Origin of the sequence: Nocardia sp. NPDC024068 (genome assembly GCF_040638875.1) — a bacterium.
Taxonomy (GTDB): Bacteria; Actinomycetota; Actinomycetes; order Mycobacteriales; family Mycobacteriaceae; genus Nocardia.
Window position 1 is genome coordinate 567,625 of sequence record NZ_JBEZYU010000001.1, and the last position, 17,901, is coordinate 585,525.

A 17,901-nucleotide genomic window follows, 5' to 3' on the forward strand; every position below is an offset into this window, starting at 1 on the left:
TGCGGATGTCGAAGGTGATCGGCAAGGGCGGTAATGCGGCCGTGCGAGGTGGGACATTGCGGATCTCGGCCACCCCGGCGGGGATCGACCTCACCGCGCTGTGCCTGCGAAGTGACGGCAAGGTCGGCGGGGACGAGGATTTCGTCTTCTACAATCAGCCGCGCTCCCCGGACGGTGCGGTCCGGTTGCGCGGCGGGGAACTCGAGCTCGATCTCCCAGGTGTCGCGGCGAGTACCGACCGGATCGTGGTGTCCGCGTCGATCGACTCCGGGAGTTTCGGCGATATGGCACTCGGTGTGCGGATCGCCGAGGACGGCACGGACATCTACGACCTCCCCATCACCGGGCTCACCTCGGAGACCACGGTGATACTCGCGGAGGTCTACCGGCCAGCCGGCACCTGGAAGATCCGGAATGTGGCACAGGGGTACGCGACCGGCCTGGCCGGTCTGGCCACGGATTTCGGGATCACGGTCGACGATCCGTCACCGAATGCGGCCGCATCCACCCCCGTCCCGTCCGAGGCACCGGCGCCCCAACCCGCTACGCCTCCCGGCCCTCCCCCCGCACTCGGACAACCGTTTCCCGAGGCCGACCCCGCCCCGGGCCCGGCCGTGAACTTCGCCAAGGGTGCGATCACTCTCACCAAGGGCGCGCCCCCGGTCCTGCTCCGCAAGACGCCGCTGGTCCGGCTGCGGGTGGCGTGGGCCAGCGGTACCGATTACGAGGCCTACGCCCTGGTCGTACTCACCAGCGGTGAGGTCGTACACGTCGCCACCTTCCCCGCCGCCGGTATCCCGGCCGACCCGCACTACGGCGACCTCGTCCGCCACCTCGGCGACCGCGGGCGCGGCGATGTGCGGCGCGGCGGCGGGCAAGCCGAGGAGATCCTCGAGGTCCGCTTGGCGCCCGAGATCCTCGCGGTGATCCCGGTCGCGTATTCGGCGATCAACAACGGCACCGGGTCGTTCCACAAATACCGGGTGACGCTGGCGATCGAGAGCGGCGCCGACAGCGTCACCATCCCCGCCGACCAGGCCAAGAAATCCGCCTGGATCTTCACCTGCGTCCCGGGCATCGTCTACAACCGCCCCGACGGCGTTCTCATCGAACGACTCGAGCTCTACAGCCGCCGCTTCTCCGAGCACCGTCCCGCCGCCACCCTGCATCCCGATGGACGCGTGGAGGTACGGATGGACAAAGGCCCGGTCAACCAGTTCAAGGCCGACCACACCTGACCCCGCTTCGCCGGATCCCGTGGCCACTTCGCCACGACTCGAACACAGTAGGCGGTCACAGGTTGCGGAGCAGGTCCTCGGTGTAGGCGGTCAGCCGCCGCGCGGCGACCGGATCCAGGGTCGGGAAGGATGCGTCCAGGGTCGTGCCCCGGTCGACCGCGGTCAGCGCGGCGGCGGGGGGCCGGTCGATGAAGCCCAGGATCGGCGCCACGGACGCCTCCACCGGCCGGGCACGGAATCGGGCAAGGGTACGAATCATCGTGCGGACCAGCGGATTCAGAGGGGAGAGATCGCCGCTTCGGGTGAATCCCGGGTGGTACATCACGAAGGGGACGGTATCGCCGCAGCTCTCGGCATAGGCGACGCCCAGCAGATCGTTGGCGCGTCCGGCGTGCAACTGGGAACGGACCGCGCCGTAGCGGCGGGTGAGCTGCATATCGTCCCACTGCACCGCGCCCGCGGTGGCTCCGACACCGGCGACGCTCACGATCACCGGTGCCGGCGCCGACGCGAGCTGCGGCCGCAACCCGTGGGCGAGCAGATATCGGCTCAGGTAATACAGCGCGAATACCGATTCCAGGCCTTCGGCGGTTTCGCGTCTGCGGGGCGACTGCCGGTTGGCGAACAGGGCCAGCGCGTCGATCGACCGGTAGTGATCGGTGAGATACCGCAGCACGCGCCGGTTCTCGGCGACCAGCGTGAGGTCGGCACGCAGGAATTCCAGGCCGGCGCCGGTTTCGTCCCGCAGCGCGCGGCCCTTCTCCTCGCTGCTGCCGATCACGACCACCCGATCGCCGCGGGCGCGACGGGCCCGGGCCAGGGCGCGGCCCATCCCGTCGGTGCCGCCGCTGATCACAACGGTTTTCGTATCATCGCTCATAACGCCGATCGTCGGGGCGTCCGGCGGCGCGCACAAGGAGGCAGTTCCATGTCCGGTACGCACACCGATGTTCCGGTCCTGCTCACGGCGGACCTGCCCGTGCCGGTCCCTCGCGCCGAATACGAGGCCTGTCCGGTGACCGAGATAGCGCGCCGGCTCGGGGACAAATGGACGGTCCTGATCCTGGCCCTGCTCGGTCGCGGCCCGCACCGGTTCAACGCGCTCGAACGGTCGATCGAGGGGATCAGTCAGCGCATGCTGACCCGCACCCTGCGGCAGTTGCAGGCCGATGGGCTCGTGGTGCGGACGGTGTACCCGACGGTGCCGCCGAGCGTGGAATACTCGCTCAGCGCCGCGGGGCGGGATCTGCTCGGACCGGTGTCCGCGCTGGCCGGGTGGGCGGTCGCCTGGTCCCGCGCGAACAACGACCCGCAGCGACGGGACCCGGCCACCGGAGAGAACGCTCGGTAGCCCGTGCCACCATCCGCCACGGGGCCGGCTGTCCTTGCAAATATTGCAATCATTGATGAACTAGGGGTGTCGCGATAAACTCCAGTTCATGGCGTACCCTTCCGGCCGTAAGCGGCTGTCGTGACGGCCCCGCGGCGCGGGCGGGTCACCCAGCATCGCGTGGCGCAGACGGTCGCGGCGGAGCTGCGCACCCGGATCCTCAACAGCACCGACGACTACCGTCTCCCCACCCAGGATCAGCTGGTGCAGGAGTTCGGTGTCTCCTATCCTTCCATCCGCGAGGCCATCCGGATCCTGGAAACCGAGGGGCTGGTCACCGTCCGGCGTGGCAATGTCGGTGGCGCCGAGGTGCACCGGCCCGACGAGACCTCGGCGGCCTACCATCTCGGGCTCGCGCTGCAGGGCGGGCGGGTGACACTCGGCGATCTGGCCACCGGCCTGCAGATGCTGGAGCCGATGTGCGCGGCCGAATGCGCCCGGCGCGAGGACCGGCTGGAGGCGGTGGTGCCGGCACTCCAGGAGAACATCGCGAAGTCGATGGAATTGATCGACGACGGTGTCGCCTTCACCCAGACCGCGCGCGAGTTCCACGACCTGGTGGTCTCGTTCACTCCGAACGCCACCGTCCGCTATGTGGTGAGCAGCCTGGTGGCGCTGTGGTCGGCGCAGGAAGAGGCATGGGCCGAGGCGTTGACCGGCCGGGGTGAATACCCCTCGCCGGAGCAGGCGCGGGCCGCGGTGCGCACCCACCAGAAGATCGTCGACGATATCGTCGCCGGGCAGGCCTCGGCCGCCGAGCATATGGCGTGCGCGCACCTGGCCGCCACGCAGGCGCTGCTGCTGAAACGCTTCGACGACGGTATCGTCAACGCCTCGTCGACCATGGCGCAGCAGGCCATCCGCGGCGACCGGGGCGCGCGTCGCTGACCTACAAGCGCGCCGAGCTGTGGATCGCGGTCGCCGGCCCCGGCTCGAACCCCCGGATCATCGCGTCCTGGGCGAACGAGGCGATCAGTACTCCGCTCTCGGTGCTGATCTGACCACGGATATGGGCGCTACCCGCACCCATGAAGACGGCCTCGTGGTGGTACCGCAGCCAGCCATCCCATTTCACCGGATCGTGGAACGTCACGGTGACGCCCATGGGTGCGGTCGACAGGGTGTGATGCGCCTGGGCCGTGCCCATGCCCGGATGCGGGCGCAGTGCCGTGGAGATCCCCAGATGCCCGGTGAAGTGGGCAAGGATCGCGCGGCGTAGCTCGTCGGCGGCGGGCACGTCGTCGTAGCGCAGCCAGGCGTCCACCACCGGTGGACCCACCTCGTCGGGGTCGTTGATATCGGTGCAATCGACGATGCGGACCTCACGTCCCGGCAGCGCCAGGCTGTCCACCGGCACGGCCTCTTCCGGCCCCGCCACCGGTAGTCCGGCGGGCGTATCCAGGCGAACCAGATCCGGCTGCGGACTGTCCAGCAGGACAGTGCAACTCGTGCGGACCCGCAACTCCTGGCGCACGGTCACGGTGGCACTCGCGTAACTGCGGCCGGTCTTGATCGGAGTGACGGTGAAGTCCAGCGGGATATCGGGGTCGGCCGCGGCGACGAACAGTGCGTGCGCGGAGCGGACGGTCCGGCCGGGCAGGGCCCGGGTGGCGGCCACGATGCTCTGGCCCAGTATCTGGGTGCCGTCGACCACGCGCCGGCTGCCGCCGTCGCTGTCGCCGAAGTACCGGGCGGGAACCACCGGATCCGCACGCACATCGAAGATCTCGATCATGCGCGCCATCGACGATTCCGCAGTGTCCGCGTGAACGCCCACCTCCTCCGGGCCTGACTCGCTCATGCTGTGTCCATGGGGCATGAGCGAGGGCCCTGCGTGGTGACGCTCCGCTACCTCCTCCGGGCCCGACCCGCTCATGCCCGGACCCCCGTGTAGCGGCCGGCGCCGATGGTGACCGCGACGGCGCTCTGGTCGAAGGCGATATAGCCGGCCAGCCGGGCGACCGGTGGATGCGGGCGCGGGTAGGTCCAGGCGATCCAGGGCCGGTCACTGCCCGGCAGCGCCCAATACGACGCCTCACCCTTGAACGGGCATACGGTGTGCAGTTCCACGGGCTCGAGCCGGGTCAGATCCACCGCGTCGCGTGGGAAGTACACGACCAGACCGTGATCCTGCTCGTCCACCAGCAGACAGGCGTCACTCGAGGCCAGCTGCTGCCCGGCGACGACCGCGGTCATCACATTGGTGCGGGCGAGCAGATCGACGCGGTAGTCGGGATGCCGGTCGTAGCCCGAGGGGACTGGTTGTTCACTCATTCCTGCTCCGAATCTTCGCTGCTCCGAATCTTCACTGCTCCGAATCGTGCACGGGTCCGGGCGCTCGCTGCGCCGGTGCCCGGCGGGCATTCGCCACGCGGGCTGATTGCCCGCCCCGCCTATCTCACTGTGCCACAGGCAGATACGGCAGGAGGCCGGGCTCGGGACGGACACCGAAAGAACGTAGCGCCATGGCCAGCATCGCGTAGGAGCCGACAGTGAAGACGATATCCATCAACTGCTGTTCGTCGAACACCTCCGCCAGCGCCTGCCAGGTGCCGGCACCGATCGCGCCGTCGATGCGCAGTTCGTCGGCGGCCCGCAGCAGTGCGGACTCCTCCGGCGTCCAGCCGGGGACGTCCGGTCCGGTGGCGATCCGGGCGATTTCCTCGTCGGAAAGTCCCGCGTTACCGCCCAGCACCGCGTGCTGCGCCCACTCGTAATCGCTCTCCCAGAGATTCGCGACTCGCAGGATCAGCATCTCGCGCTGCCGGTCGGAGAGTTTGGTTCCATACAGCAGGTGGCCGTTGAAGGGCAGGAACGCCATGGTGAAGGCGGGATAGCGGGCGAGGGTGCCCAGCAGGTTCGTCCCGGACTGGGTGTTCGAGGGTGCGGGACCGCCGTGATGCACCCGGGTCCGGAAGTCGGCGAAGAAAGCCCGTAGCTCCGCCGACCAGTCCGCGGGTTTCAGCGGGGGTATCCGCTCCATATCCGACTCCTTGTCCGATAGCGAGGTCTCGTTCACGTATTCCGCCCGCCGTTCACTCCGATCACTTTGTCCGCCAGGGCCCCGCGCATCATCGGCATGGCTCCGCCCTCCTGTCAGCTGGGGATGTGGGGCGCCCGCAGGTTGCGCAGCGGGCGGGTGTAGGACGGATCGGCCGGACTGCGTGACGGTGCGCCGTTGGCGTACAGATCCGCGACATCGGCGAACGGGAGCGGCATGGTCGGTGCCATACCGGACCATTCGATGATGTTGGTCCGCAACGCGATCCGCCACTCGCCGTCGCGGCGCTCCAGCCGATCGAGGTATCGCCCACCGGCGAGCCAGTTGCTGTCGTCCCGGTTACGGGCGGCGAACAGGTAGTAGGTCTCGGTGTGCGCGAGTTCGCCGTCGATATCGCAGGTGTGGTTCAGCAGATTGTGGTGGGTGGCGGACTGGCCCTGTTCGTGCATGGCGGCGGCCCAGTCGTAGAGGGCGGCGGGTCCGCCCACGAAATCGCCGGCCGCGATCTCCGCGTCGGGATGGAACGCCGACAGGAAGAGGTCACGATCGAACCGGTCCATCCCGCGGGAGAAGCGGGTCAGGCAGTCGAGGATGTCCTGGCGCTCCAGCAGGGTGGCCAGCCGGCTCTGATGATCTGTTGTGGTCATGGTTTCCTCGGTATTTCTGCGCGGCCCGCGGTCACGGGAGCGGTGCCCAGATCGGCGCGCCGCGGGTGGCCCGCAACGACGGGATCTCCCGGCCGTCGATATCGGTGATGCCGTAGTCGCGGCCCAGTTCCGCGGTGATGAAGGTGCCGCCGGTGCGGCTCATGAGGCCGGGATCGCCGGCCAGGGCCGTGATCACCCGCCCCGGGTATTCGGGGGAACACCCGTCGGCCGGTGTGGTGGCCGCGGCGCCGGCCAGGCCCGGAATCGTGGCGAGATTGCGTTCGGCGCGCTCGGTGAGGGTGAGGCCCTGCCACAGCGAGAGCGAGGTGATACCGAACGGTTTCAGCTCGACGGCCATATCGCGGGCCATCCGGTCGACCGCCGATTTCGCGGTACCGAACACCACCCCGTAGGTGTACGCGACCCCGGTGTAGCCGGAGATCGCGACGATCAGCCCCGATCTCCCGGGCACCATGAGGGGCACGGCGTAGCGGGCGGCCACGAAGTTCGATCGGACGCCGATATCCACCATCTGCCAGTCGGACAGGGGTTTCTCCCAGAACGGTGCCGGATCGGTCAGATTCTCCGGAAGGGAGAACGCATTGTTGACCAGGATGTCCAGCCGGCCCTGTTCGTCGCCGACCCGTTCGAAGAGGGCGGCGACATCGGCATCGTCACCGTGGTCCACCCGCACCGCGATCCCGGTGCCGCCGCGGCGCCCGCATTCGGCCGCGGTCTCACCGATCGTGCCCGGTAACGGATGCTCCCCGGACGTGACCGTACGACCGGTGACATAGACCGTCGCGCCCTGCGCCGCCAAGGCCAGCGCGATTCCCTTGCCGATCCCGCGGCTCGCCCCGGTGACCACGGCGACCCGGCCGGTCAGTGACCCCATCTGGCACCGCCCTATTCGCCGAAGAACTGTTCGCTGTAGTCACCACGGGCCCGGCCGATGAACCGATCGTCGCGCAGCGGCGCACCCAGGACGCCCTGCGACCAGTCCACCGATACGCCCTGGTCCTGCGCCCAGTCGTAGAGCATGATCCGTTTGCCGATCCGCCAGCGGCCGTCGCGCCATTCGAACCGGTCGAGATAGCGGCCGCCGAGCACCGAATCACGGTGCTCGGCGCCGGTGTCGAGCCGGTGATAGGCGATGACCTGCGTTTCCGACAGCGCCACCGCGTCGCGCAGATCGATCGAGGTCTGCCCCAGCAGATGCTGGGTCACCACGATCGCCGGAGAACCGGGGATCACCCAGTTCAGATACTGATCGAAGGTGCCGTCGAAGATGCCGAAATCCACGGTGGCGTCGGGCCAGAAGGCGTCCTTCACCAGGGCGGCGTCGCGGCGGTCCTCGCCCCGCGCGAGCCGGACGATACAGTCCCGGATGCGCGCGTGGGCGAGTACGGTCGCTATCTCTTCGGTGCCCTCGGTCGTCATGGCTCGGTGCCCTCGGTGATCATGGCGGACCTACGCCTGGGCCGCGTCGGGTGCGTAGCCCTGGATGCCCTTGACCTCGAGGTACTCGTCGAAGCCGGCTTCACCCCATTCGCGACCGTTACCGCTCTTCTTGTAACCGCCGAACGGCGACGCGAAATCGAAACCGCCGTTGATGGCGATCGAGCCGGCCCGCAGCCGCCGGGCGATCGCCCGCGCCTGGTCCAGATCCCGGCCCGCGACGAACCCGGACAGACCGTACTCGGTGTCGTTGGCGATATCGATCGCCTCGTCGATGCTGTCGTAGCCGATGATCGTCAGGACCGGTCCGAAGATCTCCTGGCGCGCGATGGTCATATCGTTGGTGACCCCGGCGAACACCGTGGGCTTGACGTAGAAGCCCTTCTCCAGCCCGTCGGGCCGGCCGGGACCGCCCGCCACCACGGTGGCGCCCTCGTCGATGCCCTTCTGGATGAGCGCCTGGATCCGGTCCCACTGCGACCCCGCGACCACCGGCCCGATGGCGACCTCACCGGTGGGATCACCGACGGTGACGCCCTCGGTGGCGGCGCGGGCCGCGGAGACCGCCTCCTCCATGCGAGCGGTGGGCACCAGCATGCGCGACGGGGCGCTACAGGTCTGGCCCGAATTACCCATCATATCCGCGACGCCCTGGCCGACATTGGTGGCGAAATCCTCGTCGTCGAGGATGATGTTGGGGCCCTTACCGCCCAGTTCCTGGGCCACCCGTTTCACGGTGGGGGCAGCGTTACGCGCGATATCAATCCCGGCGCGGGTCGACCCGGTGAACGAGATCATGTCCACGCCCGGATGCGAGGCCAGCGGGACACCTACGCTCGGCCCGTCGCCCTGCACCAGGTTGAACACTCCGGCCGGCACACCGGCGGCGTCCAGCACCTCGGTGAAGATCTGGCCGGTGAACGGTGACCGCTCCGACGGTTTGAGGATCATGGTGCAACCGGTGGCCAGCGCCGGGAACACCTTCACCGAGATCAGGGCCATCGGCCAGTTCCACGGGGTGATCAGACCGCAGACCCCGATGGGTTCCTTCACGATCAGGGTCGCGCCCTGCTGATCCTCGAACCGGTAGTTCTGCAGGACCTCGGTCGCCTTCTGCAGATGGCCCAGAACCAGATCCACCTGGAATCCGCCGGCGAGGGCACTCGGGGCGCCCATCTCCTCGGTGAGGGCCGCGGCGAGGTCGCCGGTGCGCTTCTGGTACTCCGCCCCGATGGCGCCGAACAGGTCGAGCCGGTCGGCGACACTGGTCTGCGACCAGCTCGGGAAGGCCTCCTGAGCGGCCGCGACCGCGGCGTCCACATCGGCGGCCGAGCCGAGAGCGACCTTGCCGGCCGCGGCTTCGGTGGCGGGGTTGATCACCTCGAAAGTGCGGTCGGCCACGGGATCGACCCACTGGCCGCCGATATAGAACTTCAGGTACTCGCGCATCACTGCATCCCTTCCGCGTACCAGGTGCGGAACTCGTCGTAGCTGGGCATTTCCTCGGAGTTCGCCTTCGGGTCGATCGCGACGTGGATGACGCCGGGCCTACCGCTGGCGAAAGCGCGTTTGATGGCGGGTGCGATCTCGGCGTCGGTCTCGACGTATTCGCCGTAGCAGCCGAAGCCCTCGCCGACCTTGTCCAGCCGGGTCTCCTTGCTCCAGTGCACGGCGGTTTCGCGCGAACCCTGGCCGAAGGTGCGTTTGTAGACGCCGACCTCGAGGCCCCATGCGTAGTCGACCGCGACGACGCAGACCAGCGGCAGGTTGTGCCGCACCGCGGTTTCCAGTTCCGCGATCTGGAACTGGAACGAGGAGTCACCGGTGATCATCAGAACCGGGCGTTTTCCGCCGTCGGCGATGGAGGCGCCCACCGCGTAGGGCAGGCCGGTCCCGAGATGGCCGAAGTTCTGGTTCCAGATCACATCGTGCGGTTTGCACTGGGTGTAGGTCCAGCCGAAGATCGTGGTCGCGCCGCCGTCGCGGACCAGGATGCCGTCGGCGGGGAAATCCTTGGTGGCCTCCACGACCAGCCGCGCCGGATGCACCGGGGTGCCACCCGAGGGCGCGTTCTCGGCTAGTTCGGCCAGGCGCGAGGCGTCCTGTTCGATCCACTGGGCGAGTTCGGGAGTCGCGGTGCGCGGCGTGTTCTTGAGCGCTTCGGTCAGCTGCGGCACGATCGCCCGCAGATCGCCGACCAGCGGAACGTCGATCGGCCGGTTGACGCCGATGGCGCTGGGATCCTGTTCGATCAGGATCCAGTTCCGGTTCTCCTCACCCGCGACCCAGTGCCGTCCCTTGCCGTAGTGCACGGGTTCACCGAGTTCGGTGCCGATGGCCAGGCACAGATCCGATTTCACCACCGCGTCCACCGCGGACGGCGAGAAGCCGTACGGGAAGGTGCGGTCCTCGAGGCCCTCGATGAAGGAGGTACCGCCGGAGGTCTGGATGACGGGGCAGGCCATGAGATCGGCGAGTGCCTTCACCGAGGCGCCGGCCCGGGTGGTGTGCACCCCGTGCCCGACCAGCAGGACCGGCTGCTTCGCCCGCCGGATGAGGTCGGCGGCGGCGTCGATCTTGTCCTGGCCCGCGGTCTGGCCCACCAGCCGGTACCGCTCGGGCGGCAGCGCCGCGGGAACGTCGAGTTCCTCCTGGATCACATGCGAGGGGTACTCGATGTAGACCGGGCCGGGAGTTCCGGACAGCGCCTTGCGCAGGCCCTCACGGATGACCTCGTCGGTCTGATCGGCGTATTCGATACTCGCCGCGTACTTCACCGACGGTTCGAACAGCCCGGACTGTTTGATGAACTGGATCCGGCCACGGCGCACCCGCTGCTCGGTGATGCGGGCGCGCTGCCCGCCGAGGAAGATGACCGGCGAATTCTCCACCAGGGCGCACATCATGGCGCCCGCCAGGTTCGCCACGCCGGGACCGAGGGTGCCGATGCACACCGCGGCCTTTCCGGTCATCCGGGAGACGGCCTCGGCCATGAACCCCGCGGATTCCTCGTGGTGCGGGGCCACCACATTCCAGCCGCGTTCATCCGCGAGGTGGAACAGGTGCACGAAATTCGGATCCGGGATGCCGAAGATGGTGTTGATTCCCTCGGCTTCGAAGAGATCCAGAATCCGTTCGTAGACTTTGACCGCCATACTCACTTTCCTCCCATGGCCATTGCGAAACTCCGACCGATATGGTCGCTGTGGGCCGACGGAACGACCGGCAGCAACCATGAATCCTTGGTGTCACGTATTTCATCGATACGGGCGCCCACGTCCTCGGGCGTCCATTCCTGCTGGTAGACGCCGGGGGTTTCGGCGATATAGGCCCGTGCCACCCGGCCCGCGAGTGCCACCAGCATTTCGCCGCTCACCGAGCACGATTCGTGGGCCAGCCAGCCCACCGCGGGCGCGACCAGTTCCGGATCCATCGGCGGGTATTTCGATGTGTCGAGCCCGTCTGCGAGCCGGGTGACCGCCGCGGGCACGATCACATTGGATTTCACGCCGAATTCGGCGCCCTCGAGCGCCACCACATTCGACAGGCCGATCACACCGGCCTTGGCGACGGCGTAGTTGGCGACGTTCTGGTTGCCGTAGAGACCGCCGATCGACGAGGTCAGCACGACCCGCCCGTATCCCGCTTCCCGCAGCACCGGGAATGCCGCCCGCACCACGTGGAACGCACCGCGCAGATGGACATCGAGTACGGAATCGAAATCCTCGTAACTCATCTCGGTGAGCGGGGCGTACCGCACATTGCCCGCATTGTGGACGACCACATCGACGCGCCCGTAGGTGTCGATCGCGTTCGAGACGATCGCCTGCCCGCCTTCGGGAGTGGCAACGGAATCGGCGTTGGCCACCGCCTGTCCACCGGCGGCCACGATCTCGTCGACCACCGACTGCGCGACTCCGATATCGGAGTCGCCGCCGGGGATACTGCCGCCCACATCGTTGACCACGACCGCGGCGCCGCGGGCGGCCAGCAGCAGGGCATACGCTCGCCCCAGGCCGCGACCCGCCCCGGTGATCACCGCGACCCGTCCGTCGAACCGCATTTCGGACAACGCTTCTCCTAACCTTCGCCGCGGCGAACTATTCGCCGAGCGCCAAACCCTCCAGCTCGCCCGTTTCCCGCCAGCTCTGCAGAATGTCCTCGAGGGCGTAAAAACCGGGCCAGTACGGTTCGCCGAGATGCGAGCGGATGTTCTGCTCGCCCTCGTTGTTGTAGTAACCGGGCGTGCATTCCCGCTGGAAGTTGCTGTTGTCGACCGCGGTTTCCTTGATGGTGGCGCACCACTGGTCGACGGCCTGGGCGGTCGGCTCCACGGTGTGCGCGCCCCGCTCCAGGGCCTCGCCGATGATGTAGGCGGCGTGGGTGGCCTGCTGGTCGAACATATCGGTGGTGCTCGCGGTGACCCCGCCCTGGATGAACCCGGTGAAGAACAGATTCGGGAAGCCGTTGCTGGTCAGACCGTGCAGGGTGCGGTATCCGTTCGCCCAGTGCTCGTAGAGCGACAACCCGTCCCGACCGGCGAAGGGATGGATTCCGTAGCGGCGGTCGAGTTCGGTGGTGATCTCGAAACCGCTGGCGAAGATGATGCAGTCCACCTCGTGCTCCACCCCGGCGGCGATGATGCCCTTCGCGGTGATCCGCTCGACGCCCTTGGTGGCCGCGACGTCGACGAGGGTCACATTGTCACGGTTGTAGGTGGGCAGGTATTCGTCGTTGAAACAGGGCCGCTTGCACAGGAACCGGTAATACGGCTTCAGTGCCGCCGCGGTCGCCGGATCCTTCACGATGGCATCCACCCGCTGCCGGACCCGTTCCATGGCCCGATAGTCCTGGTTCTCCCGGATCTCCATGAACTTTTCCGGCGTCACCTCGGCCCAGAGGTTGTTCTCGTCCAGGTAGGACTGCACATTCCGGCTGACCTCGGTCCAGCCGTCACACACCAGGTCCGGCTGGCCGGGCGCGAACGCCTCGAAGGCCGCGGTGTGGAAGTTGCGGCGCCGCTGCAACTGCCAGCCCGGTTGCAGCGATTTCACCCATTCCGGATCGGTGGGCACATTGCCGCGCTCGTTGATATAGGACGGGGTGCGCTGGAATACGTACAGATGCTCGGCCGAACGCGCGATATGCGGAATCACCTGAATTCCGCTGGCGCCGGTGCCGATCACCGCGACCTTCTTGTCCTCCAGACCGGTGAGACCGCCGTTCATGTCTCCGCCGGTGTAGTCGTAATCCCAGCGGGCCGAATGGAACATATGGCCGGTGTAATCGTTGAGGCCGGGGATACCGGGCAGCTTCGGCTTGTTGAACGGTCCCTGGGCCATCACCACGAACCGGGCGCGGATATCGTCGTCGCGGTTGGTGCCGATCCGCCAGCGCTGGATGGCCTCGTCCCATTCCAGCGACTTCACCATCGTGGAGAAGACGGCCTTCTCGTACAGCCCGAAATGCTTGCCGATGCGCTGCGCGTGCTCGAAGCATTCGTCGCCGCGGGCGTACTTCTGGGTCGGGATGTATCCGGTTTCCTCGAGCAGCGGCAGATAACAGTAGGCGTCGGAATCACATTGGATACCCGGGTACCGGTTCCAGTACCAGGCGCCACCGAAATCGCCGGCGAGTTCGATCACCCGGAAGTCCTCGACTCCGGCCTGGACGAGCCGCGCGCCGGCGGTGAGCCCGGCCCAGCCGCCGCCCAGTACCGCCACGTCGATATCCTCGGACAGCGGTTCACGGGGGGCGACCGGGGTGTAGGGGTCGCCTTCGAAGAAGTCGGTGAATCCGTCCTCGGACGCCACGTACTGCTTCTGCCCCTCCGGACGCAGCCGCTTATCGCGTTCGGCCAGATACTTGGCCCGCAATGCGGCATGGTCGATCTCGGGGGTCTGCGTGGGTGCGCAGTTGTTCATTCGGATTCCTCGGTGGGATTGTGAGAGAGGCCGGCGGCGCCGGGGTCAGGTGAGGTCACGCGGTTCGCCGGTGCCCATGTATTCGGCGAGGTTGTGATGCAGGTTCACGACACTGCGCTCGCGATACGGATTCGGTTTCGGACCGGAGAAACCGGCGGTCTTCATACCCTGCTGGACCGCGGCCATATTGTCGAAGTCCTGCGGGAGTACCGTGCGCCAGCCCGGATCGTCCTGCGGCGTGTGGACCCATTCCGTCTCCGGCGCTTCGCCTTCGGGGAACAGTTCGTAGACCGCTGCCTCGAAAATGCATTTATCGGGGTCGTAGCCGTAGGGCCGCGCGCTGTAGCAGAGCATATTGTTCACGGCATGGCCGATCTGGAAGTTCGGGAAGATCTGCCACGCGGTACCGGCGGCCGCCACATCGGCCGGGGTGACGGTCGGCCAGATGACACCGCGCTTCTCGTCGTCGGCGCGGGCCGAGGCGAGCCAGTGCGCCATGACCTCCGGCCCCGGGGTGCCCTCGGGCAGTTCGTCGGTGAGCCGCCGCGCCGCCTCCACCATGGTCCAGGTGGTGTTGGTGTTGGCGTTCTCCCAGGTGAAGTTCTGCAGTTCGATGGTGGATTTACGGGCGTCGGGGCCGTGGCCGAGGCGGATCTTGCCCTGGCTCTCCTCCTGCCCCTTCGGCGCGTCGTAGCCGATATTGCTGTGTTTGCCCTGCGCGCGCGCCCATCCGAGGAACATGCCGAAGTTCATGAACTCCGGATGGGTGTAGGGCACGTGATAGGTCTCCATGAAGGCTTCGAGCGCGACCTTCCAGTTGCAGTCGAACACCAGCCACCGGCGCCACCGGTAGCGCATGTTCTCCAACTGGAAGGGATCGAGCAGGCTCGCGGCCGGTTCCAGGTATTCCCGCAGGCTTTCGGTCGGAGCGGGATCCAGGTTGACGAAGATCCAGCCGCCCCAGGTGTCGACCTGCACATCGACGAGCCCGTCCCGGCCGTCGCTGAGACCGCAGGGCCAGTCCTCACGTTCGGGGACGAAGGTGTTGCGGCCCTCGAGGTCGTAGCGCCAGCCGTGGAAGCCGCAGACGAACTGCTTCTTCTGGCCGTGGGCGTTACGTTCCCCGGGCGGGGTGTCGACCAGGCGCCGGCCGCGATGCGCGCACACATTGTGGTAGGCCCGGATCTTGTCCGGTGCGGTGCGCACGATGATGAGCGAATCGTCGAGGATCTCGTAGGTGAGGTAATCGCCCACCCGGGGGATCTCCTCGATCCGGCCGACCTGCTGCCAGACCTTGCGCCACAGCTTATCGCGTTCGGCCTTCACGTAATCGGGACTGAGGTAGGCCTCGACCCCGATCGTCTTCGGCGCGGACAGCGGTTCGGTGTTCGTGGCGATATCGTCGACGGTCTCGCTCATGCTGTTCTCCCACCCCGGGTCCGGGGACAGTCGGTGTCGGTGCAATACATTTCGGTGATCAGCTGGTGATCGCGGCCCGGAACCCCTCGTCCTTCAGGAACAGCGAGGTGTTGTCGGCGCCGAGATGCGTCCATTTCAGGTTCAGGCCGCCGTCGACCAGGATCGTCTGCCCGGTGATGTAGGACGACAGCTGCGAGAGCAGGAACAGCACCGCTCCGGCCTGTTCCTCGGGCCGGCCACGCCGGCCCATGGCGATGGCGGTGCGATCACGGTGCGGATCCTCGTCCACATAGGTGCCCGAGGCCGGGGTCTCGGTGACGCCGGGGGCGATCGCGTTCACCCGGATATCGCTGAGCGCCAGTTCGACCGCCAGGGTGCGCGTCGCGGCGACCAGTGCGGCCTTGGCGGTGCCGTAGGCGATATGGAACGGCGCGGTGTTCATCCCGCTGATGGAGGACAACGAGACGATCGAACCCGCCCGGCCCTGCTCCTTGATCTCGGCCGCCACCGCCTGGCTCATGAAGAACATCGACTCCAGGTTCTGGTGGAACAGTGCCCGCCAGTCCTCCCGGGTGACCCGGGTGGCCGGCATCCAGGTGGCGGGCGCCGCCCCACCGGCGATATTCACCAGACCGTAGAGGTCACCGTCGGCCTGCCGCGCCGCCGCCAGCACGGTGGCGACTCCCTCGTCGGTGGTGGCGTCGGCCTGCACCGGAATCACTTTCAACCCCTCACCCGCAAGAGGTTCCACATGCTTCGCGAGATTCTCGGCGCCCCGGCTCACCCCCAGCACGGTGGCCCCGGCCGCGGCGACCATTCTGGTCACCGCGGTGCCGATACCACCGCCGCCCGCACCGGACACGATCACCACGCGTCCGTCGAGCCCGAAGAAGTCGTTCGTCATGGATTTCTCACCCGTCCTTCCGGAACGCGAGCACACTGCCCTCGGCATCGGCGGCGATATAGAGGGTGCCGTCGGCGCCCGCGGTGATACCCGCAAACGGGCCCTGCGGCCCCGAGAACGGCGGCATGCCCAGCAGCGGTTTCGGTGTCACTCCCGGGGGCGCGCCCACCGGGAGGTTCCAGGCCAGTACTTCGCGGGCCTTGGTTTCCAGATCGATCGAGACCAGGTTCTTGGCTCCGGAGTCGACCACCAGCAGTTCGGAGCCGCGGACCAGGATGCCCTGCGGATTGTCGAGACCGTCGACCACGGTATCCACCCCGGCCGGGGTGACCGAGACGATCCGTCCCGCACCGGATTCGGCGACCAGACAGGTGCCACCGGCGGTGAAGGCCACGCCGATCGGTTTGTCCAGGCCGGAGGCGAGCACTTCGACTCCGCCGCCGCCGACTCCGAGCACCCGGCCGGTACCGAATTCGGTGGTCACGATCGCCCCGCCCGGGCCGACCTCGACACCGTAGAGCTGATCCAGCGGCGCCTCCGCACCGGCGAGGAATTCGCTCTCCCCGGTGGCCGGGTGCCAGCGGGCGATCTGACCGCCCGCGGTCGCGACCACGAATTCGCCCGGGCCGGTGGCGGTCACACCGCGGATGAATCCGGGATACCCGGGACTGAACAGCATGCCCAGCGTCTGCAACCCGTCCGGGCCCGCGGCGTAGAAATAGGTCCCGTCGGCCACGAACAACGTGCCGTCCGGGCCCACGGTCAGATCCAGGGGCCAGTTCAGACCCCCGGGCAGGGTGGTGCGGGTTTCGCCGCCGGACAGGATCTCGGTGATCTCGCCGGTGAAGTTTGAGACGAACAGGCGCCCGTCCACCAGGGTGCAGTTGTCCAGGCCGGGGTTCAGCTGCGCCAGCAGCGTCTTCTCCCCGTTGCGCGGATTGATCCGCAGTACCTGACCCGAGGCCACCTGGGTGGAGACGATATAGCCCTCGGAGTCGAACTTCACCGAATCCGGGACGCCCAGGTCACCGGCCACCCGCTCGGGTTCGCCGCCGTCGGGGTGGATGCGCCAGATCTCGTTGAGACCCATCACCGGGTAGTACAGCAACCCGTCCGGCCCGACCTCCATGGCGTTGGGCTGCTCGATGTTCTCCGCCAGAATGCGAGGCGTACCGCCGTCGAGCGGCAGTTCCATGAGCCGGCCGCCGGGCCGGCATTCGTTGACGAACAACCGGCCCTGGTGCACCGTGATGCCGTTGGCGCTGGGCAGATCCGCGCGCAGCAGCCGGGTGGTGCCGTCGGCGTGCCGGGCGCTGACCCGGCCGTCCATCACCTCGGTGGCGTAGAGGGTGCCGTCCGGATGGAAGGCGCAGTCGTCGGGGGCGATGATATCGCCACCCTTGGCGCTGATGGTCTCGATCGCACCGGTGTCGATATCGAGGGCACTGATCTGGCTCCCGGTGACCTGCGCGATATAGATCCGGCCGTCCGGGCCGGTCCGCAGGCCGTTGGCTCCGAAAAGCCGGCTGGGCGCGGTGACGCGCCGCTGACTCCAGCCCGCCGCGAGACCGATCGCCTGACCGCCCTGAAAGCGCGCCTCTTGCTGCAACATTCCGACTGACTCCCAACCGACCCGGCCGATAGCGCTGATCCGCCTCGATGTCGAGGACTTGTAAGGAATCTAACGCTCCATCCAGGCAAGCGCAATAAGTATTGCAATCTTTGTAAGGATAGACGAGACAGGGCGCGGCAAGGCCGCCCGGGCGCCTGGCAACCGGTCCGGCCCCGGACGTCGATATCCGCCGATCACAAATGAGAATACCATTCTCCAATTGGGAAACAGTCGACTCTGGCGGGTTGTGGGAACAACTTTCCCCGCAGCTCAGATGGCTGATCACGGAACCCGGCCGACCCTGGTCG

Annotated in this window: 17 protein-coding genes; 3 read left to right on the top strand and 14 right to left on the bottom strand. The window is 67.5% G+C overall.

What is annotated here, in order from left to right:
* Positions 1-5 precede the first annotated feature (5 nt).
* Positions 6-1,238 (top strand): TerD family protein, encoded by a 1,233-nt coding sequence (locus AB0F41_RS02445; RefSeq protein ID WP_357420882.1) that lies wholly within the window; start codon positions 6-8, stop codon positions 1,236-1,238.
* 55 nt (positions 1,239-1,293) lie between these two features.
* Here AB0F41_RS02445 and AB0F41_RS02450 read toward each other — a convergent pair whose 3' ends face one another.
* On the bottom strand, positions 1,294-2,118 hold the full coding sequence (locus tag AB0F41_RS02450; RefSeq protein WP_357420883.1) for an SDR family NAD(P)-dependent oxidoreductase: 825 nt from the start codon (positions 2,116-2,118) through the stop codon (positions 1,294-1,296).
* Positions 2,119-2,166: 48 nt separating this feature from the next.
* On the opposite strand from AB0F41_RS02450, the gene AB0F41_RS02455 reads away from it, so the two are divergent.
* Both AB0F41_RS02455 and AB0F41_RS02460 read left to right on the top strand, forming a co-directional pair.
* Positions 2,167-2,589: a helix-turn-helix domain-containing protein gene (locus AB0F41_RS02455; protein WP_357420884.1), complete on the top strand. Its 423-nt coding sequence runs from the start codon at positions 2,167-2,169 to the stop codon at positions 2,587-2,589.
* A 120-nt stretch (positions 2,590-2,709) separates the two neighbouring features.
* The gene (locus tag AB0F41_RS02460) at positions 2,710-3,516 is read left to right on the top strand and encodes a GntR family transcriptional regulator (protein ID WP_357420885.1); all 807 of its coding nucleotides are present in this window, start codon (positions 2,710-2,712) and stop codon (positions 3,514-3,516) included.
* Between the two features lies 1 nt (position 3,517).
* Here the strand turns inward: AB0F41_RS02460 and AB0F41_RS02465 are convergent, their stop codons facing one another.
* The 13 genes from AB0F41_RS02465 to AB0F41_RS02525 all read right to left on the bottom strand — a co-directional run bounded on the left by AB0F41_RS02465 (position 3,518) and on the right by AB0F41_RS02525 (position 17,593).
* Complete coding sequence (locus tag AB0F41_RS02465) at positions 3,518-4,429, bottom strand: acyl-CoA thioesterase domain-containing protein (protein WP_357420886.1); 912 nt, start codon at positions 4,427-4,429, stop codon at positions 3,518-3,520.
* A 71-nt stretch (positions 4,430-4,500) separates the two neighbouring features.
* Positions 4,501-4,902 carry a DUF427 domain-containing protein gene (locus AB0F41_RS02470; RefSeq protein ID WP_357420887.1) on the bottom strand — a complete coding sequence of 134 codons (402 nt, stop codon included), beginning with the start codon at positions 4,900-4,902 and terminating at the stop codon, positions 4,501-4,503.
* A 124-nt stretch (positions 4,903-5,026) separates the two neighbouring features.
* Positions 5,027-5,611, bottom strand: coding sequence for a carboxymuconolactone decarboxylase family protein (locus AB0F41_RS02475; RefSeq protein ID WP_357420888.1), 585 nt, complete (start codon positions 5,609-5,611; stop codon positions 5,027-5,029).
* Between the two features lie 113 nt (positions 5,612-5,724).
* Entirely contained in the window at positions 5,725-6,276 is a 552-nt protein-coding gene (locus AB0F41_RS02480; protein ID WP_357420889.1) for a nuclear transport factor 2 family protein, read from the bottom strand.
* A gap of 31 nt (positions 6,277-6,307) precedes the next feature.
* Positions 6,308-7,171 (bottom strand): SDR family NAD(P)-dependent oxidoreductase, encoded by an 864-nt coding sequence (locus AB0F41_RS02485; RefSeq protein ID WP_357420890.1) that lies wholly within the window; start codon positions 7,169-7,171, stop codon positions 6,308-6,310.
* 11 nt (positions 7,172-7,182) lie between these two features.
* Positions 7,183-7,716, bottom strand: coding sequence for a nuclear transport factor 2 family protein (locus AB0F41_RS02490; RefSeq protein WP_357420891.1), 534 nt, complete (start codon positions 7,714-7,716; stop codon positions 7,183-7,185).
* Positions 7,717-7,746: 30 nt separating this feature from the next.
* The gene (locus AB0F41_RS02495; RefSeq protein ID WP_357420892.1) at positions 7,747-9,183 is read right to left on the bottom strand and encodes an aldehyde dehydrogenase family protein; all 1,437 of its coding nucleotides are present in this window, start codon (positions 9,181-9,183) and stop codon (positions 7,747-7,749) included.
* A complete protein-coding gene (locus AB0F41_RS02500) occupies positions 9,183-10,889 on the bottom strand; it encodes a thiamine pyrophosphate-binding protein (protein ID WP_357420893.1) in 1,707 nt (568 codons plus the stop codon). Before AB0F41_RS02500 ends, AB0F41_RS02495 begins: the two co-directional genes overlap by 1 nt.
* 2 nt (positions 10,890-10,891) lie before the next feature.
* Positions 10,892-11,806 (bottom strand): SDR family NAD(P)-dependent oxidoreductase, encoded by a 915-nt coding sequence (locus AB0F41_RS02505; RefSeq protein WP_357420894.1) that lies wholly within the window; start codon positions 11,804-11,806, stop codon positions 10,892-10,894.
* A gap of 28 nt (positions 11,807-11,834) precedes the next feature.
* Entirely contained in the window at positions 11,835-13,658 is a 1,824-nt protein-coding gene (locus tag AB0F41_RS02510) for an NAD(P)/FAD-dependent oxidoreductase (protein ID WP_357420895.1), read from the bottom strand.
* Positions 13,659-13,703: 45 nt separating this feature from the next.
* On the bottom strand, positions 13,704-15,077 hold the full coding sequence (locus AB0F41_RS02515) for an aromatic ring-hydroxylating dioxygenase subunit alpha (RefSeq protein ID WP_357420896.1): 1,374 nt from the start codon (positions 15,075-15,077) through the stop codon (positions 13,704-13,706).
* Positions 15,078-15,135: 58 nt separating this feature from the next.
* On the bottom strand, positions 15,136-15,981 hold the full coding sequence (locus AB0F41_RS02520; RefSeq protein WP_357420897.1) for an SDR family NAD(P)-dependent oxidoreductase: 846 nt from the start codon (positions 15,979-15,981) through the stop codon (positions 15,136-15,138).
* Between the two features lie 7 nt (positions 15,982-15,988).
* Positions 15,989-17,593, bottom strand: a complete 1,605-nt coding sequence (locus tag AB0F41_RS02525; RefSeq protein ID WP_357420898.1) for an SMP-30/gluconolactonase/LRE family protein — start codon at positions 17,591-17,593, stop codon at positions 15,989-15,991.
* Between the last annotated feature and the right edge of the window lie 308 nt (positions 17,594-17,901).